This window comes from Streptomyces sp. NPDC008121 (genome assembly GCF_042957155.1).
Lineage (GTDB): Bacteria > Actinomycetota > Actinomycetes > Streptomycetales > Streptomycetaceae > Streptomyces.
This window is the reverse complement of sequence record NZ_JBIBHT010000006.1, coordinates 244,164-260,814: the sequence shown is the minus strand read 5'-3', so window position 1 is coordinate 260,814 and position 16,651 is coordinate 244,164. Positions and strand designations below refer to the sequence as shown.

Here is a 16,651-nt window from a genome sequence, read left to right as displayed (position 1 = left end):
GGACCCCGGACGGCGGCGGAGCGATTGCCGCATCATGGGGCCCACGCGACGATCGGACCATGTTCAGCGGCGCGCATGTGATTCTCTACACCCCGGACGCCGAGGCGGACCGCGCCTTCCTCCGCGACGTGCTCCGGTTCGACCACGTCGACGCGGGCGAGGGCTGGCTGGTCTTCCGGCTGCCGCCGGCCGAGGTCGCGGTGCACCCCTCCGCCGGCGAGCCGAAGCACGAGTTCTATCTGATGTGCGACGACATCACGGCCACGCTCACCACGCTCGAAGACCGCGGGACCGAGATCTCACGGCCCATCACCGACCAGGGGTGGGGGCTCCTCGCCGCCGTCCGGATGCCGAGCGGCGCCGAACTCCCGCTCTACGAACCGCGTCACCCCACTGCCCACGGTTCGTCACCCTGACGGCCCAGCCCCCCGCGAGCGTCATCTCATATCTGAGATAACGTGACGCCATGGCAGACGACTACCTCGTACGCATCGGCAAGCTCATCCGTGACGCCCGCCAGCACCGTGGCTGGACTCAGACGCAGCTCGCCGAGGCTTTGGCCACAAGCCAGAGCGCCGTCAACCGGATCGAACGCGGCAACCAGAACATCAGCCTTGAGATGATCGCCCGCATCGGCGAGGCGCTCGACAGCGAGATCGTCTCGCTGGGTTACTCCGGACCCATGCATCTGCGGGTCGTCGGACGGCGCCGGCTCTCCGGCGCCATCGACGTCAAGACGAGCAAGAACGCCTGTGTCGCACTGCTCTGCGCCTCGCTCCTCAACAAGGGCCGCACGGTCCTGCGCCGCGTCGCCCGCATCGAGGAGGTCTTCCGGCTCCTGGAGGTCCTCAACTCCATCGGCGTGCGCACCCGCTGGATCAACGAGGGCGTCGACCTGGAGATCGTGCCGCCGGCCGAGCTGGACATGGAGTCGATCGACGCCGAGGCCGCGATCCGCACCCGCTCGATCATCATGTTCCTCGGCCCGCTGCTGCACCGCCTCGACCGCTTCCGGCTGCCCTACGCCGGCGGCTGCGACCTCGGTACGCGCACGATCGAGCCGCACATGATCGCGCTGCGCCGCTTCGGCCTGGAGATCACCGCGACCGAGGGCCTCTACCACGCCCAGGTCGAGGCGTCCGTCTCGCCCGACCGCCCGATCGTGCTGACCGAGCGCGGCGACACGGTGACCGAGAACGCGCTGCTCGCCGCCGCGCGCCACGACGGTGTCACCGTCATCCGCAACGCCTCCTCCAACTACATGGTCCAGGACCTGTGCTTCTTCCTGGAGGCGCTGGGCGTACGGGTCGACGGCATCGGCTCCACCACGCTGACCGTGCACGGCGTCCCGCAGATCGACGTGGACGTCGACTACTCCCCCTCCGAGGACCCGGTCGAGGCGATGAGCCTGCTGGCCGCCGCCGTGGTCACGGAGTCGGAGCTGACGATCCGCCGGGTCCCGATCGAGTTCATGGAGATCGAGCTCGCGGTCCTGGAGGAGATGGGCCTGGACCACGACCGCACCCCCGAGTACGCCGCCGACAACGGCCGCACCCGGCTGGTCGACCTGACGGTCCGCCCCTCCAAGCTGGAGGCGCCGATCGACAAGATCCACCCGATGCCGTTCCCCGGCCTCAACATCGACAACGTGCCGTTCTTCGCGGCCATCGCGGCGACCGCGCAGGGCAAGACCCTGATCCACGACTGGGTCTACGACAACCGCGCGATCTACCTCACGGACCTCAACCGCCTCGGCGGCCGCCTCCAGCTCCTCGACCCCCACCGCGTCCTCGTCGAGGGCCCGACCCGCTGGCGCGCCGCGGAGATGATGTGCCCGCCGGCCCTGCGCCCGGCGGTGGTCGTCCTCCTGGCGATGATGGCGGCCGAGGGCACGTCGGTGCTGCGGAACGTCTACGTCATCAACCGGGGGTACGAGGAGCTGGCGGAGCGCCTGAACTCGGTGGGCGCGCAGATCGAGATCTTCCGGGACATCTGACGCGGCAGCACCGCCGCTGCCCCCCGTCGGCCAGTGTTCGTGCCGGCCGACGGGGGGCGCGGCGGTGTCCGTGGGACTCTCTGGCGGCTGTGTGGACCGCCTGAAGACGCTCACCGGCTCGGGATGGCCGTCAGCCCCGGCGCACGGTGCGCAGCACGGTGTCGCACAGGGCCATCGTGGCCGCGTTGTCGGCGGCCGAGGTGACCGGAGCGGTGCCGAGCCGCACGGTGTCGAGGAAGTGGCGCACCTCGCCGACGAAACCGCGGAGGTAGAGGTCCTGGTGGCCGCCGGAGGCCGGGGAGTTGACGGACCGGGTGGTCACGGTCTCCTCGCCCAGGGTCTGCCACGGCTCGGTGCCTCCGTCCCCTGCGGCGGTGGGGCGCGTGTGGTGGTGGGTGAGGGTGGTGAGGTTCTCGGCGCGGACGAAGCCGTGCTGTCCGGTGACGGTGAGCTCCTCCTGTTCGCGACTCCACGCGGGGACCCCGGCGAAGGTGAGGTTGCCGATGACACCGCTGCCGAAACGGAGGGTCAGCGTCATGCTGATGTCGGCGCCCCGGGAGTTGCTGAAGCCGGTGACGTCCGTGACCTCGCCGAACAGGCCTCGGACCAGGTCGACCACGTGGACGGCGCCGAACAGGAGATAGGTGTCGTCCCGCAGGGTGTCCGTCCAGGGGCTGAAGGCGAACAGCCCGTTGAAGGACAGCACCCGGCCGAAGGTCTCCTCGTCGGCGATGAGTTCGGCGACCTTGCGGTAGGCGGGGGCGTGCCGCTTCATGAAGCCGACCATCACCTGACGGTCGTACCGCTCGGCCGTGGCGGCGACCCGACGGGCCTCCTCCTCGTTCAGGCCGAGCGGCTTCTCCACGAAGACGTGGGCACCGGCGCGCAGGCAGTCCTCGGTGACCGCGGCCTGGTCCTCGGGCGCGACGCTGACGAACACGGCGTCCAGGGCGTCCTGGGCCAGCATCCGGCGGTGATCGCCGTGGCCGTGTTCGGCGCCGTGCAGGGCGGCGGCGGTCCGGGCCGCGCTCTCGTGGCGCGTGGCGATGCTGGTGAGGCGGGCGCCGGCCAGGTGGAGGGCGGGGTAGAGGTTGGCGCGGGCGTGGCGGCCGTGACCGACGAAGCCGAGGCGCAGGTCCTCGATGCGCGGTGCCATGAGGGACTCCAAGGGGTGGCGGGCGGGGTTCAGGCGGCTGCCGCGTAGCCGGGCAGGACCACGTCGCGGATGAGGGCGCTGCGCTCCTGGAAGGGGAGGAAGGCGCTCTTGACGGCGTTGACGGTGACCGCGCGCAGGTCGTCGAGTCCCCAGCCGGCCTCCGTGACCAGCAGGGACATCTCGCGGGTCATGGTGGTGCCGGAGACCAGGCGGTTGTCGGTGTTGAGGGTGACCCGGAAACCGAGGTCGCGCAGGGCGGTGATGGGGTGCTCGGCGATGGAGACGGCGGCGCCGGTCTGGAGGTTGGAGGTGGGGCACATCTCCAGGGCGACGCGCCGGTCGCGCACCCAGGCGGCGAGCGGCCCCGGGCGGCCGTCGGTGATGTCCTCCATGATGCGCACGCCGTGGCCGATGCGCTGGGCGCCGCAGACCTGGAGCGCCTGGTGGATGCTGGGCAGTCCGTGGGCCTCTCCGGCGTGGATGGTGAACGGCATGCTCGCGGCGCGCAGGTACTCGAAGGAGTCCAGGTGGTCGGCGGGCGGAAAGCCGTCCTCGGCTCCGGCGATGTCGAAGCCGACGACGCCGGCGTCGCGGAAGGCCACGGTGAGATCGGCGATCTCCCGGGTACGGCCGAACATGCGCATGCCGCACAGCAGGGTGCCGACCCGGACCGGGGTACCGGCCGCGGCCGCCTTGGCCATGCCGGCCGCCAGGCCCTCCTGGACCGTCTCGACGACCTGGGGCAGGGTCAGTCCGCCCCTGAGCATCAGCTCCGGCGCGTAGCGGACCTCGGCGTAGACGACACCGTCGTCGGCGAGGTCGAGCACGTACTCCTCGGCGGTGCGCAGCAGGCCTTCGCGGTGCTGCATGACGGCGAGGGTGTGTTCGAAGGTGGCGATGTAGCGGACCAGGTCGCCGGAGCCGGCGGCCTCGACGTACCAGGCGGCGAGGGCGTCCGGATCGGCGGTGGGCAGTCGGTGGCCGACGGACGCGGCGAGGTCCACGAGGGTGGCCGGGCGCAGAGCTCCGTCGAGGTGGTCGTGGAGGACGGCCTTGGGCAGTCGTCGGAGCGTCTCGGTGTCGAGGGCCGGAGGAGCGGCGGAGGTGCTCATGGTGCGGGTTCCTTGGTGAAGTCGTGCGGTCAGGCGGTCAGGCGGTGAGATGGCCGAGGAGGTCGGTGGCGATCTCGCGATCGACGTCGGCCGGTATCGGCTGGACGCCCGGGGTGAGCGGCAGAGTGGCGACGGCGGCGAGGCTGCGGGCCTGGAGGGTGAGGCCCAGGTCCATGGCCTGGATGGGGTTGCCCTTGGCGGCCGTCAGGTTGATCATCCGGGTGCCGGTCAGCACGGTGATCTCGCGGCCGTCCCGGAGCCGGTGCACGGCGCGTTCGTCGCCGGCCGAGCCGTAACGGGTGACCGAGGCCGTCCGTGCGGCGAGGGCGTCTGCGTCCAGTTCCCAGGGCTGGTGGCCGACACCGGCGATGATCGTCCCGTCGGCGAGCACGTCGAGGGCGTCCGGGCCGATGACGGCGGGATGTCCGGTCGCCAGGAAGAGCAGCCGGGTGCGCGGCAGCAGGGTGGCGAGGTCGCCGACCTGGTGGCCGTGCATCACCGCCTCCAGGGCCCGGTAAGGGTCGGTCTCGGCGACCGCGACCCTGGCCCCGAGCCGGGCCAGGGTGTTCGCCGTACCGAGGCCGCAGGGCCCGTAGCCGACCACCGTGGCGCGGGCGCCGGGCAGCATGAGGTTGGTGGCGTTCATGAAGCCCTGGACGACGCTCTGGCCGACCCCGTGCTCGTTCTCGACCAGGAGCTTCAGCCTGCTGTCGTTGATCACGACGACGGGGAACGGCGGCGGGGCCGGCAGGGCCCGGAGGCGCAGGCCGCCGGTGGTGGTCTCCTCGGTGCCGCCGATCAGGTGCGGCAGCCCGCCCCGGGCGAGGGCCGCGACGGTCAGGTCACCGCCGTTGTCGAGGATCAGGTGGGGGTCGCAGCCGAGGACGCGGTCGATGTTGCGGCGGTGCTCGGACAGGCCGTCGTCGCGCCGCCCGAACACGGTGGTGCCGACCGCGCGCAGGGCGTCGGCGGTGTCGTCCTGCGTGGTGCCGGGCGAGCCGGTGAGGGTCACCTCGGCGCCGGCCTCCCGGAGCAGTGCGACCAGGGCCGCGGTCTTCGGCTCGACGTGCAGGCACATCGCGATGCGCTTGCCGGCCAGGACGGCGGCGTGGCGTCGGACGGTCGAGGTGAGCAGGGGCATGTGACGCAGGGCCCAGTCGGTGCCTGCGTGCTGGAGACGGGGTGCGGCGGTGGCGGACATGTCACTCCTGGGATGGCGGGGGCGTGTACGGAGCAGCAGGACGCCGCCGCCCGGTTCCGTGGGGGCGAACCGGGGGCGGCGCCTGCGGTCCTCGGGGGTGTCTCGGCGATCCCGGCAGGATCACCAAGGCACCAAGGCACCCGCTAGGCGTACAGGTCGCAGCGGTAGGAGTGATCGCCGAAGGCCGGCAGGCGGCGGAGGCACCGGTGGGTGGCCGGGAGCGGACGGTTCACGGGTGGTCACCTCCGTGGGTGCGGGCTGGACGCGGTCGCGGCCGTGGGGCGTCGAGGGCCGGTCCGACGGGCTGCGAGCACCTGATGGCTAGCGAGGTTATACGTATTACGCGCGGTGGACAACCCTCCCCTGAGCGATCGCGCACAGCCGGAGGAAGTCGACATGCCGACGCATCACGAACCCGGGCGCGGACGGCCGGCCCGTCAGGTGGCGCCCTCCTGGGCGTCCGCGCGGGGTGGGTGGCTCCGGCCGAGGGGGACGGCGCCGACGAGGCGGGTGAGGACCGGGCCGAGGATGGCGAGGATGAAGACGTACGCCGTGACCAGCGGGCCGAGGAAGCCGTGGGCGGTGCCGACGAGGCCCACGATGACGAGGGAGAACTCGCCGCGGGCGATCAGCGCCGTCCCCGCCCGGAGCCGGCCGCGGCGCCCCACGCCGTCCCGGGCGGCGGCGTACCGGCCGGTGAGCACCTTGGTGACGCTGCTGACCGCGGCCAGCGCCAGCGCCGCGGGGAGGGCCGGGACCAGGTCGTCCGGGTCGACGGACAGGCCGATGGCCAGGAAGAACACCGCGGCGAAGAGGTCCCGGAGGGGGATCAGGACGGCCCGCGCGCGGGTCGCGGTCTCCCCGGTGAGGGTGAGGCCGACGAGGAAGGCGCCGACGGCCGCCGAGGCGTGGACGAGTTCGGCCAGGGCCGCCACGATCAGGGTCAGGCCGAGCACGCGGAGCATGAGCTGTTCGGCGTCCGGGTGGGCGAGCAGTCTGCCGAGGTGGTGCCCCCAGCGGTACGAGACGGTGGCGGCCGCCAGGACGGCGCCGACCGCCGCGAGGGTGCTCAGGACCGCCTGCCACCACTGGCCGCCGGAGGCGAGGACGGCGAGCACCGGCAGATAGAGGGCCATGACGCAGTCCTCCATGACGAGGACCGACAGCACGGCCGGGGTCTCCCGGTTGCCGAGGCGCCGCAGGTCCGCCAGGAGGCGGGCGACGATGCCGGAGGAGGAGATGTAGGTGGCCCCGGCCAGGGCGAGCACCCCGACGCCGTCGAGGCCGAGCAGCAGGCCGGCCACCGCGCCGGGCGCGGCGTTCAGGACGAGGTCGACCAGGGCGGACGGCACGCGCTTGCGCATGCCGACGGCGAACTCCGGTAGCGAGAACTCCAGGCCCAGCGCAAGCAGGAGCAGGACCACCCCGATGGCGGCCCCCGCCTCGACGAACGGACCTGCGGCGGGCACGGGGGCGATGCCCCCTTCGCCGATCGCGAGACCCGCGAGCAGGTAGAGGGGGATCGGCGAGAGGGTCAGGCGGCGCGCCAGGGTGCCGAGCAGGCTCAGCGCGGCGAGGATGACGCCGAGCTCCAGCAGCAGGGCGACCGAGGTGTGCACGGTCAGCCCCGGATGATCTGTTCCACGCCCGCGATGCCCTCGTGGGTGCCGATCACCACGAGGACGTCCCCGCCCCGCAGGATCTCCTGCGGGGCCGGTGAGGGCAGCACGATCCCCTGCCGGACCACGGCGACGACGGACGCGCCGGTCAGGGTCCGCGCCCGGGTGTCGCCCAGCGGACGGCCGTCGAAGCGGCTTCCGGCACGGACCCCGACCTGCCCGGACCGCAGCCCGGGCGCCTCCTCGGCCAGCCCGGCGTACCGTTCCGCGATCCGCGGCGCCCCGAGGATCTCGGCGATGGTGTCGGCCTCCTCCCCGGTGAGCTCGAGGACGGAGCGGCCCTCGTCGGGATCGTCCCGGTCGTAGACGATCAGCTCGTACTCGCCGGTCCGGCGGGCCACGACGCCGATGCGCTCGCCCTGGTGGTTGGTGAACTCGTAGCGCAGGCCGAGGCCGGGCAGGAGTACCTCGGTGACGTCCATCCCCCCATCCTCGGGCGGGGAGCGGGGCGCGGCACGCGCGGCGACGCCACCCGGGTCGGATCGCACGCCGGGTGCGATGCGACCGGGTGACGGCGGGTGACGGGGGGCGCTTTGTGGCCGGGTGATCGGCGGGTGGGGCGGCGGCCGGGTGACGCATTGCCATGGAGGCCAGGTGACGAGGGCGGGCCCCCGGCCGGTCAGCCGACGCCCGGTGGGCCCACCCCGCCCTTGAGGCGTTCGAGGTCCGAGGGCCGGACCTGGATCGCGACCAGGGCGACCACCGCGGCGACGATCGCGAAGGCGGCCGCGACGATGAAGGCCAGGGAGACGCCGGAGGTCAGGACCTCGTCACTCCACGGCGGCGGCAGCTGGCCCGTTCTCGCGAACTGCGCCTTCTCCAGCGGGTCGGCCTGCGAGAGGTAGGCCAGCCGCTGCTTCTCCGCCTCGTTGCGACTGGCCGTGCCGAAGACGGTCACCAGGATCGAGAGGCCGAGCGAACCGCCCACCTGCTGGGTGGCGTTGAGCAGTCCGGACGCGGCGCCGGACTCCGCCGGCCGCACGTTGGAGAGCGCCATCAGGGTCAGCGAGACGAAGAGCATGCCCATACCGAGGCTGAAGATGAGCATGGGCCCCAGGATGCTGCCCAGATAGGTGGAGTGGACGTCGGTGAGCGTCAGCCAGGACAGCCCGGCCGCGGCGAGGAGCGAGCCGACGACCATGAAGGGTTTCGGCCCGTACCTCGGCAGAAGCTGCGAGGCGAGCCCCGCCCCGACCGCGATCACCGCGCTGACCGGCAGGAACGCCAGGCCGGCCTGCAAGGGGGTGAAGCCGAGGACGTTCTGCACGAAGAGGGTCAGGAAGAAGAACATGCCGAACATCGCTGCGGCCAGGCAGAGCATGATGGCGTACGTGCCCGCACGGTTGCGGTCGGCGAACATGTGCAGCGGCGTGATCGGCTGCCGGGACCGCCGCTCGACCAGGATGAAGACGACCAGCAGGACGACGGCCAGGCCGAAGGAGCCGAGAGTGAGGGGATCTCGCCAGCCCTCCTGGGCGGCGCGGATGAACCCGTAGACCAACGCCACCATGCCGAGGGTGGCGGTGAGTGCGCCGGTGAGGTCGAAGTGGCCGGAGTGGCGCTCGGACTCCTTGATGAAGCGGGGCGCCGCGACGGCGATGAGCACGGCGATCGGGACGTTCACGAAGAAGACCCAGCGCCAGTCGAGCCATTCGACCAGGACGCCGCCGGCGAGCAGACCGATCGCGCCACCGCCCGCGGACACGGCCGCGAACACGCCGAACGCCCGGTTGCGTTCCGGGCCTTCGGTGAAGGTGGTGGAGATCAGCGCCAGTGAGGTCGGCGAGGCGATCGCGCCGCCGACGCCCTGCAGCGCACGGGCGGCGAGGAGTTGCCAGGAGTTCTGGGCGAGACCGCCGAGCAGCGAGGCGAGTCCGAAGAGGAGGACGCCGAAGATGAAGACCCGGCGCCTGCCGAGGATGTCACCGACCCGCCCGCCGAGCAGGAGCAGGCCTCCGAAGGTCAGGGTGTACGCGTTGACCACCCAGGACAGGCTCGTCGTGGAGAACTCGAGCGAGCTCTGGATGTGCGGCAGCGCGATGTTCACGATCGTGATGTCGAGGACGACCATCAGCTGACAGGAGGCGATGACGAGAAGCGCGATCCCGTTGCCGCCGCCCCGGCGCTGGGAGGCGGCGGTCTGTGCTGGCGTCGTCGGCTTGGGGGTACTCATGGCGCATCGCGCCCTCGCGTGGTGGGATCCGTAGGCCGGTCGACCCACCATTCGACCGTAAGCCCGCCTCCGGCGAGTGACCAGTTGATCAAGCGCGGGAGCCGTCCGGGGGGCGGGCGGGCGTCCGGCCGCCCCCACCGCAGGAGTTCGGCGCCCGCGGCGCCGCCGCCTAGGGCAGGACGGCGAAGCCGTCCAGCTCCACCAGCGCCTGCTCGTCCCACAGCCGTACGACCCCGACGACGGCCATCGCGGGGAAGTCGCGCCCGGCCAACCGCCGCCAGATGCGCCCGAGTTCGTGCGCGTGGCGGCGGTAGTCGGCGACATCGGTGGCGTAGACGGTGACGCGTGCGAGGTCGGCCGGTGAGCCGCCGGCGTGCCGGAGGGCGGTGAGGAGGTTGGTGAGCGCGGTCTCGAACTGCTCGGGCAGGGCCTCCCCCACCACCTTGCCGTCGCGGTCGAGGCTGGTTTGCCCGGCGAGGAAGACCAGGCGGGAGCCTGTGGCGGTGACGGCGTGGGAGAAGCCGGTGGGCGGGGACAGCTCGGCGGGATTGTGCCGGTGGAGGGGCGTCATCGGTCCAGCTCCTTCATCGTCGGGGCGCGGCGCGGTTCCCAGAGTCGACCGAGAGCCGCACGGCTCCCGGATCGTCGCGGGCGGCGAGGTTCCCGATCTCGGCCGAGGGCCGCACGGCTCCCGGGCCGTCGCGGGCGGCGCGGTTTCCTCGTCACCCGTACAGCTCCTTGGCGATGATCGTGCGCTGGACCTCGGAGGCCCCTTCGTAGATGCGTGGCGCACGCACCTCGCGGTAGAGGTGTTCGAGCAGGTGGCCGCGTTGCAGCGCGCGGGCGCCGTGGAGCTGGACGGCGGCGTCGACGACGTACTGGGCGGTCTCCGTGGCGAGGAGTTTCGCCATCGCCGCGCGCTTGGGGACGTCCGTAGCGCCCGCGTCGTACGCCGCCGCGGCCGCGTAGACGAGCAGCCGCGCGGCTTCGGTACGGGTGGCCATCTCGGCGACCTGATGGGCGACCGCCTGGAGGTCGCGCAGGACGCCCCCGAAGGCGGTGCGGCCCGCGGTGTGGGCGAGGGTGGCGTCCAGGGCCGCCTGGGCCATGCCGACGGCGAAGGCGCCCACGCTGGGGCGGAAGCGGTTGAGGGTGTTCATGGCGACCCGGAAGCCGCGGTCGACCTCGCCGAGGACGTCGTCCGGGCCGACGGGGACGCCGTCGAAGACCAGGGTGCCGATGGCGTGCGGGGAGAGCATGTCCAGAGGGCTGCCGGTGAGGCCCGGCCGGTCGGCGGGGACGAGGAAGGCGGTGACCCCGCGGGAACCGGCACCCGCGGTGGTCCGGGCGAAGACGGTGGCGAAGTCGGCCTCGGGGGCGTTGGAGATCCAGCGCTTCTCGCCGTGCAGGAGCCAGCCGCCGGAGCCGTCGGGACGGGCTTCGAGGGCGAGCGCGGCGGCGTCGGAACCGGCGTCGGGCTCGGAGAGCGCGAAGGCGGCGACGGCCCGGCCCGCGGTGACCTCCGGGAGCCAGCGGTCGCGCTGCGCCGGGGTGCCGGCGGCGGCGACCGGGTGGGCGCCGAGCCCCTGGAGGGCGAGCGCGGTCTCGGCCTCGGTGCACGCGTGGGCGAGGGACTCACGGAGCAGGCACAGCTCGAGGGCCCCGGCCTCGAAGAGGCGGGCGAGGAGACCGAGTTCGCCGAGCGCGGCGACGAGGGGGCGGTTGACGCGGCCGGGTTCGCCCTTCTCGGCGAGGGGGCGCAGGCGTTCGGCCGCGAGGGTGCGGAGCTCCGCACACCGGGCGGTTTGTGCGGGATCGAGCGAGAATGCGGACATTCGGACTCCTGCCTCCGTCGTCACCGTCACCGTCGTCAGTCACCTTCACTGTCACGCTCGTCGAGGTCTGCGGATCACTTCTATCGCGCACCGTTGACTGTCGTCACCATCACGATACGCTCGTTGGGCGACCCCACCACGACAAGGGGACGAACTCATGGAGCTGACCGGTTCGGTCCACCACGACACCTTCGCGCGCGACCATCTGCCGCCCGCCGGGCAGTGGCCGCGGTTGCTGTTCGATCTTCCCGAGCTGCGCTACCCCGAGCGGCTCAACTGCGGGGCGGAACTGCTCGACCGCACGGTGGAACGATTCGGCACGGAAAGGCCCGCCTTCCGGGACGGATCTGGCCTTGTCTGGACATATGGACAACTCCAGGAGCGGGTGAACCGGATCGCCCACGTCCTCACCTCCGTTCGGGGCGTACGGCCCGGCGACCGCGTGCTGCTGCGCGGCCCCACCACCCCCTGGCTGGCCGCATGCTGGCTGGCGGTGATGAAGGCGGGCGGGGTCGCGGTCACCGTCCTGGCCCAGCAGCGCGCCCGCGAACTGGCCGTGATGTGCGAGATGGCGCGCTGTACCCACGCGCTGTGCGACATCCGGTCGGTCGACGAGCTGGTGAAGGCCGAGGTCCCCGGCCTGCGCGTCACCACGTACGGCGCGGACTCCCCTGACGACCTGCTCTCCCTCTCCCTCGCCCAGCCCACCGCCTACGAAGCCGTGGACACCGCGGCCGACGACGTGGCCCTGATCGCCTTCACCTCGGGGACGACCGGACGGCCCAAGGGGTGCATGCACTTCCACCGGGACGTGCTGGCCGTCGCGGACACGTTCTCCGCCCACGTCCTGCGGCCGCTCCCGGACGACGTCTTCGCCGGCTCCCCGCCCCTCGGCTTCACGTTCGGCCTGGGCGGTCTGGTGGTGTTCCCCCTGCGCGCCGGGGCGAGCGCCCTGCTCCTGGAACAGGCCGGCCCCGCGCAGCTCCTCGCGGCCGTCGCCGAGCACCGGGTGTCGGTGCTGTTCACGGCACCGACCGCGTACCGGCTGATGCTGGACGAACTGAACGGCCACGACGGCCCTGACGGCCAGGACGGCCGCAAGAGCGACGAGCCCGACGTCGATGGCAACCACGAGCCCGACAGCGCCGGCCACGACAGCGACGCCCTCCGCGTCGACGGGGACGGCCAAGGCGGCCAAGGCGGCAACGTGGTCGACCACCACCCCGCGACCGAGAAGGGCCGGAGCGCGCTCACCGCGTCCCTGCGCCGTTGCGTCTCGGCGGGCGAGAACCTGCCGGCCGCGACCTGGCAGGCGTGGTACGAGCGGACCGGCCTCAAGCTCATCAACGGCATCGGGGCCACCGAACTGCTCCACATCTTCATCTCCGCCGCGGACGGCGACATCCGCCCGGGCACCACCGGCCGGCCCGTCCCCGGCTGGCAGGCGCGGGTGGTGGACCACACCGGCGCCGAGGTCCCCGACGGCGAGGAGGGCCTGCTCGCGGTGCGCGGCCCCGTCGGCTGCCGGTATCTGGCCGACCCCCGGCAGGGCGAGTACGTCCGCGACGGGTGGAACATCACCGGCGACACCTACGTCCGGGACGAGGACGGCTACTTCCGGTACGTGGCCCGCGCCGACGACATGATCATCTCGGCGGGCTTCAACATCGCGGGCCCCCAGGTAGAGGAAGCCCTCCTCGCCCACCCCGACGTGGTGGAGGCGGCGGTGGTGGGCCGTCCGGACGAGCTGCGCGGCCAGATCGTCGTCGCGTACACGGTCGTGCGCCAGGGGGTGCCGCGCGACGCGGAGACGGCGACCGCGCTGCGCACCTTCGTACGGGCCCGCCTGGTGCCGTACAAGAGCCCCCGGAAGATCGTCTTCCTGGACGCCCTGCCCCGTACGGCGACCGGGAAGCTCCAGCGCTTCCGACTCCGCACCGACGACACCGGGGGCGAGGCCGGCCCGGCGGCGGGACCCGAGCCCGGCCCGATCGGCAGGACACCCCTAGAGTGATCACGTGGTCGAGCAGCACACCCCCCGTTCCCTGATCGTCTCGCTCTACGGCGCGTACGGCCGCGGCCTGGCGCGCGACGGGTCGCCGGTGCCCGTGGCCGAGCTGATCCGCCTCCTCGCGGCGCTGGGCGTCGACGCGCCCTCGGTGCGGTCGTCGGTGTCGCGGCTGAAGCGCCGGGGCCTGCTGCTGCCGCGACGAACGGCGGACGGGGCCGCCGGTTACGCCCTCTCCGACGACGCCCGCCAGCTCCTGGCCGACGGCGACCGCCGGATCTACTCGCGTACCGAACCGAAACTGTCAGAGGGCTGGGTCCTCGCCGTCTTCTCGGTCCCCGAGTCCGAGCGCCACAAGCGCCATCTGCTGCGGTCGCGCCTGGCCCGGCTGGGATTCGGCACGGCGGCTCCCGGCGTCTGGATCGCCCCGGCGCGGCTCCACGAGGAGACCCGGCACACCCTGGAGCGGCTGGAGCTCTCTGCGTACGTCGACCTCTTCCGCGGCGAGCACCTGGGCTACGCCGCGACGGCGGAGGCGGTGGCCCGCTGGTGGGACCTGCCCTCGATCGCCGCGCTGCACGAGGAGTTCCTGGCCGCCCACGAACCGGTGCTGCGCGCCTGGCGGGCCGCTCCGGGGACGGCGGAGGACGCCTACCGGGACTATCTCCTCGCCCTCGACTCCTGGCGCCGCCTCCCGTACGCCGACCCCGTCCTGCCCTCCGAACTGCTGCCCTCCGACTGGCCCGGCGGCCGCTCGGCGGAGGTGTTCGCGGAGCTGCACGAGAGGCTGCGCGACGCCGGCGAGGCATTCGTCCAGGGGGTTTCCGTCGACGCGGGGTGACGGCCGGCCGCCGGGGAGGCGGCCGTGAGGATCCGGTCGCCGTCCGTCGGTCAGGGGCCGGTTGCCGTCCGTCGGTCGGGGGCCGGTCGCCGTCCGTCGGTCAGGGGCCGAGGTGCAGGGCGAGACGCGGCTTGGGCGCGTCGGTGCGGCCCGTGGGCGGTGTGCGGCTGCCCGCGCGGTACGGGTCGGGCCACGGTGCCCCGGGTCCGCGGTAGTCCTGTTCGGCCGCCGCGTGCAGGGTCCAGTGCGGGTCGTAGAGGTGCGGGCGGGCCAGCGCGCACAGGTCGGCGCGGCCCGCGAGCAGCAGGGAGTTGACGTCGTCCCAGGAGGAGATCGCGCCGACGGCGATGACCGGGACGGAGACGGCGCCGCGGATCCGGTCGGCGTACGGGGTCTGGTACGAGCGTCCGTACTCGGGGCGTTCGTCGGGGACGACCTGGCCGGTGGAGACGTCGATGGCGTCGGCGCCGTGGGCGGCGAAGGCGCGGGCCATGCCGATCGCGTCCTCGTCGGTCGTGCCGCCGTCCGCCCAGTCGGTGGCCGAGATCCGGACCGTCATCGGCCGCTCGTCGGGCCATACCTCCCGTACCGCGTCGAAGACTTCGAGGGGGAAGCGCAGCCGGTTCTCGAGCGGTCCGCCGTAGGCGTCGTCCCTGCGGTTGGTCAGCGGGGAGAGGAAGCCGGAGAGCAGATAGCCGTGGGCGCAGTGCAGTTCGAGCAGGTCGAAGTCGCAGCGGGCCGCGCGGCGGGCCGCCTCCGTGAACTCCCGCCGTACGGCTGCCCTCCCGGCCCGGTCCAGCGCGTGCGGGATCTGGTTGACGCCGGGGCGGTACGGGAGCGGGGAGGCGGCCGTGAGGGGCCAGTTGCCGTCCGGGAGCGGCTGGTCGATGCCCTCCCACATCCGGCGGGTGGAGCCCTTGCGTCCGGAATGGCCGAGCTGGACGCCGATCGCGGTGCCGGGTGATCTGGTGTGCACGAACGAGGTGACGCGGCTCCACGCCTCGGCCTGCTCGTCCGTCCAGAGACCGGTGCAGCCGGGCGTGATCCGGCCCTCGGGGCTCACGCAGACCATCTCGGTCATCACGAGCCCGGCGCCGCCGAGGGCCCTGGCCCCCAGGTGGACGAGGTGGAAGTCGTCGGGGACGCCGTCCTCGGCGACGTACATGTCCATCGGGGAGACGACGACACGGTTGCGGAGGGTCAGTCCGCGCAGCCGGAAGGGGGTGAACATCGGCGGGGTGCCGGGCGGGCAGCCGAAGGAGCGCTCGACCGCGTCGGTGAAGGCGGGGTCACGCAGCCGCAGGTTGTCGTGGGTGACGCGACGGCTGCGGGTGAGGAGGTTGAACGCGAACTGCCGGGGCGGCTGGTCGAGGTACCGCTCGACCTCCTCGAACCAGCGCAGGCTGGCGGCCGCAGCGCGCTGGGTGGACTCCACGACCGGCCGGCGCTCGGTCTCGTAGGCGGCGAGCGCCTCGGCGAGGGTGGGCTGTTCCTCGACGCAGGCGGCGAGCGCGAGGGCGTCCTCGACGGCGAGCTTGGTGCCGGAGCCGATCGAGAAGTGGGCGGTGTGGGCGGCGTCGCCGAGCAGCACGATCGGGCCGTGCGACCAGCGTTCGTTGACGACCGTACGGAACGCGGTCCAGACGGAGTTGTTGGAGCGCAGGGGGCGGCCGCCGAGGGTGTCGGCGAAGAACTTGGCGCAGCGGGCGATGGACTCCGTATCGTCCAGTTCGTCGAAACCGGCCGCCTGCCAGACCTCTTCGCGCATCTCGATGATGACGGTGGAGGCGCCGGGCGCGGGGGCGTCCATTCCGGCGGAGGCGGAGGCGGGGGCGGGGGTGCCGGTGTCGGTGTCGGTGTCGGTGTCGGGGGAGGCTGGGCCGGGCGTGGGGCGGGAGTAGGGGTAGCCGTGGAGCTGCATCACGCCGTGTTCGGTCTCGGCGATCTCGAAGCGGAAGGCGTCGAAGGCGAAGTCGGCGGCGAGCCAGATGTAGCGGCATCGGTGGGTGGTGAGCCGGGGACGGAAGACGTCGGCGTGGGCCTCGCGGGTCGCGCTGTGGACGCCGTCGGCCGCCACGACCAGGTCGTGGGTGCCGGCCAGCTCGGCGGCGGGCGGGGCGGGGGTGCGGAAGCGGAGCCGTACGCCGAGTTCGGTGCAGCGGGCGTGCAGGATCTCCAGGAGGCGGCGCCGGCCGAGGGCGGCGAAGCCGTGACCGGTGGAGGTGAGCAGGTGCCCGCGGTGGGCGATGTCGATGTCGTCCCACCGGACGAACTCGTCCTGCAGCGCCCGGTGGACGGCGGGGTCGGCGTGCTCGATGCCGCCGAGGGTCTCGTCGGAGAGGACGACGCCGAAGCCGAAGGTGTCGTCGGGAGCGCCCCGCTCCCAGACGGTGACCTCCCGCTCCGGGTCGAGCCGCTTGAGCAGCACGGCGGCGTAGAGCCCACCGGGCCCGCCCCCGATGACGGCGACCCGGAGGGGGCGGCGGGGCGCCTCCGGCGGGGCGGGCGAGAGCGCTGGGTCTGTCGCGTCCGGCCGGGCCGTGGCGTCTGTGGCGGCCTGCGGCCGCGCGCGAGTCGGAGCGTACGCGGGAGTCGGAGCGCGCTCGGAAGTCGGACGGTCCGCGGGAGTCGGAGCGTGCGGGTCCGCCAT

The 16,651-nt window shown here is 73.0% G+C and carries 13 protein-coding genes; 4 read left to right on the top strand and 9 right to left on the bottom strand.

Annotated elements, in window-relative coordinates:
- Positions 1-59 precede the first annotated feature (59 nt).
- Together ACFZBD_RS21560 and ACFZBD_RS21555 are read left to right on the top strand one after the other, a co-directional pair.
- Positions 60-416 carry a VOC family protein gene (locus ACFZBD_RS21560; protein WP_391141675.1) on the top strand — a complete coding sequence of 119 codons (357 nt, stop codon included), beginning with the start codon at positions 60-62 and terminating at the stop codon, positions 414-416.
- Between the two features lie 50 nt (positions 417-466).
- Positions 467-1,996 (top strand): UDP-N-acetylglucosamine 1-carboxyvinyltransferase, encoded by a 1,530-nt coding sequence (locus tag ACFZBD_RS21555; protein ID WP_391141673.1) that lies wholly within the window; start codon positions 467-469, stop codon positions 1,994-1,996.
- Between the two features lie 130 nt (positions 1,997-2,126).
- Here the strand turns inward: ACFZBD_RS21555 and ACFZBD_RS21550 are convergent, their stop codons facing one another.
- The 8 genes from ACFZBD_RS21550 to ACFZBD_RS21515 form a co-directional block, all read right to left on the bottom strand.
- Positions 2,127-3,152: a Gfo/Idh/MocA family oxidoreductase gene (locus ACFZBD_RS21550; RefSeq protein WP_391141671.1), complete on the bottom strand. Its 1,026-nt coding sequence runs from the start codon at positions 3,150-3,152 to the stop codon at positions 2,127-2,129.
- Positions 3,153-3,181: 29 nt separating this feature from the next.
- A complete protein-coding gene (locus ACFZBD_RS21545; protein WP_391141668.1) occupies positions 3,182-4,264 on the bottom strand; it encodes an adenosine deaminase in 1,083 nt (360 codons plus the stop codon).
- Between the two features lie 37 nt (positions 4,265-4,301).
- Positions 4,302-5,465, bottom strand: coding sequence for an adenosylhomocysteinase (locus ACFZBD_RS21540; RefSeq protein WP_391141666.1), 1,164 nt, complete (start codon positions 5,463-5,465; stop codon positions 4,302-4,304).
- Between the two features lie 437 nt (positions 5,466-5,902).
- On the bottom strand, positions 5,903-7,084 hold the full coding sequence (locus tag ACFZBD_RS21535) for a cation:proton antiporter (protein ID WP_391141665.1): 1,182 nt from the start codon (positions 7,082-7,084) through the stop codon (positions 5,903-5,905).
- 2 nt (positions 7,085-7,086) lie between these two features.
- Positions 7,087-7,566 carry a TrkA C-terminal domain-containing protein gene (locus ACFZBD_RS21530; RefSeq protein WP_391141662.1) on the bottom strand — a complete coding sequence of 160 codons (480 nt, stop codon included), beginning with the start codon at positions 7,564-7,566 and terminating at the stop codon, positions 7,087-7,089.
- Positions 7,567-7,763: 197 nt separating this feature from the next.
- Complete coding sequence (locus tag ACFZBD_RS21525; protein ID WP_391141659.1) at positions 7,764-9,317, bottom strand: DHA2 family efflux MFS transporter permease subunit; 1,554 nt, start codon at positions 9,315-9,317, stop codon at positions 7,764-7,766.
- Between the two features lie 169 nt (positions 9,318-9,486).
- Positions 9,487-9,888 carry a Rid family hydrolase gene (locus ACFZBD_RS21520; protein ID WP_391141658.1) on the bottom strand — a complete coding sequence of 134 codons (402 nt, stop codon included), beginning with the start codon at positions 9,886-9,888 and terminating at the stop codon, positions 9,487-9,489.
- A 151-nt stretch (positions 9,889-10,039) separates the two neighbouring features.
- The gene (locus ACFZBD_RS21515) at positions 10,040-11,152 is read right to left on the bottom strand and encodes an acyl-CoA dehydrogenase family protein (RefSeq protein ID WP_391141656.1); all 1,113 of its coding nucleotides are present in this window, start codon (positions 11,150-11,152) and stop codon (positions 10,040-10,042) included.
- A 157-nt stretch (positions 11,153-11,309) separates the two neighbouring features.
- Between ACFZBD_RS21515 and ACFZBD_RS21510 the strand changes: the two genes are divergently transcribed.
- Entirely contained in the window at positions 11,310-13,166 is a 1,857-nt protein-coding gene (locus ACFZBD_RS21510; RefSeq protein WP_391141654.1) for an AMP-binding protein, read from the top strand.
- Positions 13,167-13,170: 4 nt separating this feature from the next.
- The gene (locus ACFZBD_RS21505) at positions 13,171-14,001 is read left to right on the top strand and encodes a PaaX family transcriptional regulator C-terminal domain-containing protein (RefSeq protein ID WP_391141651.1); all 831 of its coding nucleotides are present in this window, start codon (positions 13,171-13,173) and stop codon (positions 13,999-14,001) included.
- A gap of 100 nt (positions 14,002-14,101) precedes the next feature.
- On the opposite strand, the gene ACFZBD_RS21500 is transcribed toward ACFZBD_RS21505, so the two are convergent.
- Entirely contained in the window at positions 14,102-16,651 is a 2,550-nt protein-coding gene (locus ACFZBD_RS21500; RefSeq protein WP_391141649.1) for an FAD-dependent monooxygenase, read from the bottom strand.

Bases quoted from the DNA above. Each gene is read 5' to 3' on its own strand.
- ACFZBD_RS21500 (WP_391141649.1), bottom strand. From the start codon at position 16,651: ATGGCGGACCCGCACGCTCCGACTCCCGCGGACCGTCCGACTTCCGAG.
- ACFZBD_RS21560 (WP_391141675.1), top strand. From the start codon at position 60: ATGTTCAGCGGCGCGCATGTGATTCTCTACACCCCGGACGCCGAGGCG.
- ACFZBD_RS21510 (WP_391141654.1), top strand. From the start codon at position 11,310: ATGGAGCTGACCGGTTCGGTCCACCACGACACCTTCGCGCGCGACCAT.
- ACFZBD_RS21550 (WP_391141671.1), bottom strand. From the start codon at position 3,152: ATGGCACCGCGCATCGAGGACCTGCGCCTCGGCTTCGTCGGTCACGGC.
- ACFZBD_RS21520 (WP_391141658.1), bottom strand. From the start codon at position 9,888: ATGACGCCCCTCCACCGGCACAATCCCGCCGAGCTGTCCCCGCCCACC.
- ACFZBD_RS21525 (WP_391141659.1), bottom strand. From the start codon at position 9,317: ATGAGTACCCCCAAGCCGACGACGCCAGCACAGACCGCCGCCTCCCAG.
- ACFZBD_RS21515 (WP_391141656.1), bottom strand. From the start codon at position 11,152: ATGTCCGCATTCTCGCTCGATCCCGCACAAACCGCCCGGTGTGCGGAG.
- ACFZBD_RS21555 (WP_391141673.1), top strand. From the start codon at position 467: ATGGCAGACGACTACCTCGTACGCATCGGCAAGCTCATCCGTGACGCC.
- ACFZBD_RS21545 (WP_391141668.1), bottom strand. From the start codon at position 4,264: ATGAGCACCTCCGCCGCTCCTCCGGCCCTCGACACCGAGACGCTCCGA.
- ACFZBD_RS21530 (WP_391141662.1), bottom strand. From the start codon at position 7,566: ATGGACGTCACCGAGGTACTCCTGCCCGGCCTCGGCCTGCGCTACGAG.
- ACFZBD_RS21540 (WP_391141666.1), bottom strand. From the start codon at position 5,465: ATGTCCGCCACCGCCGCACCCCGTCTCCAGCACGCAGGCACCGACTGG.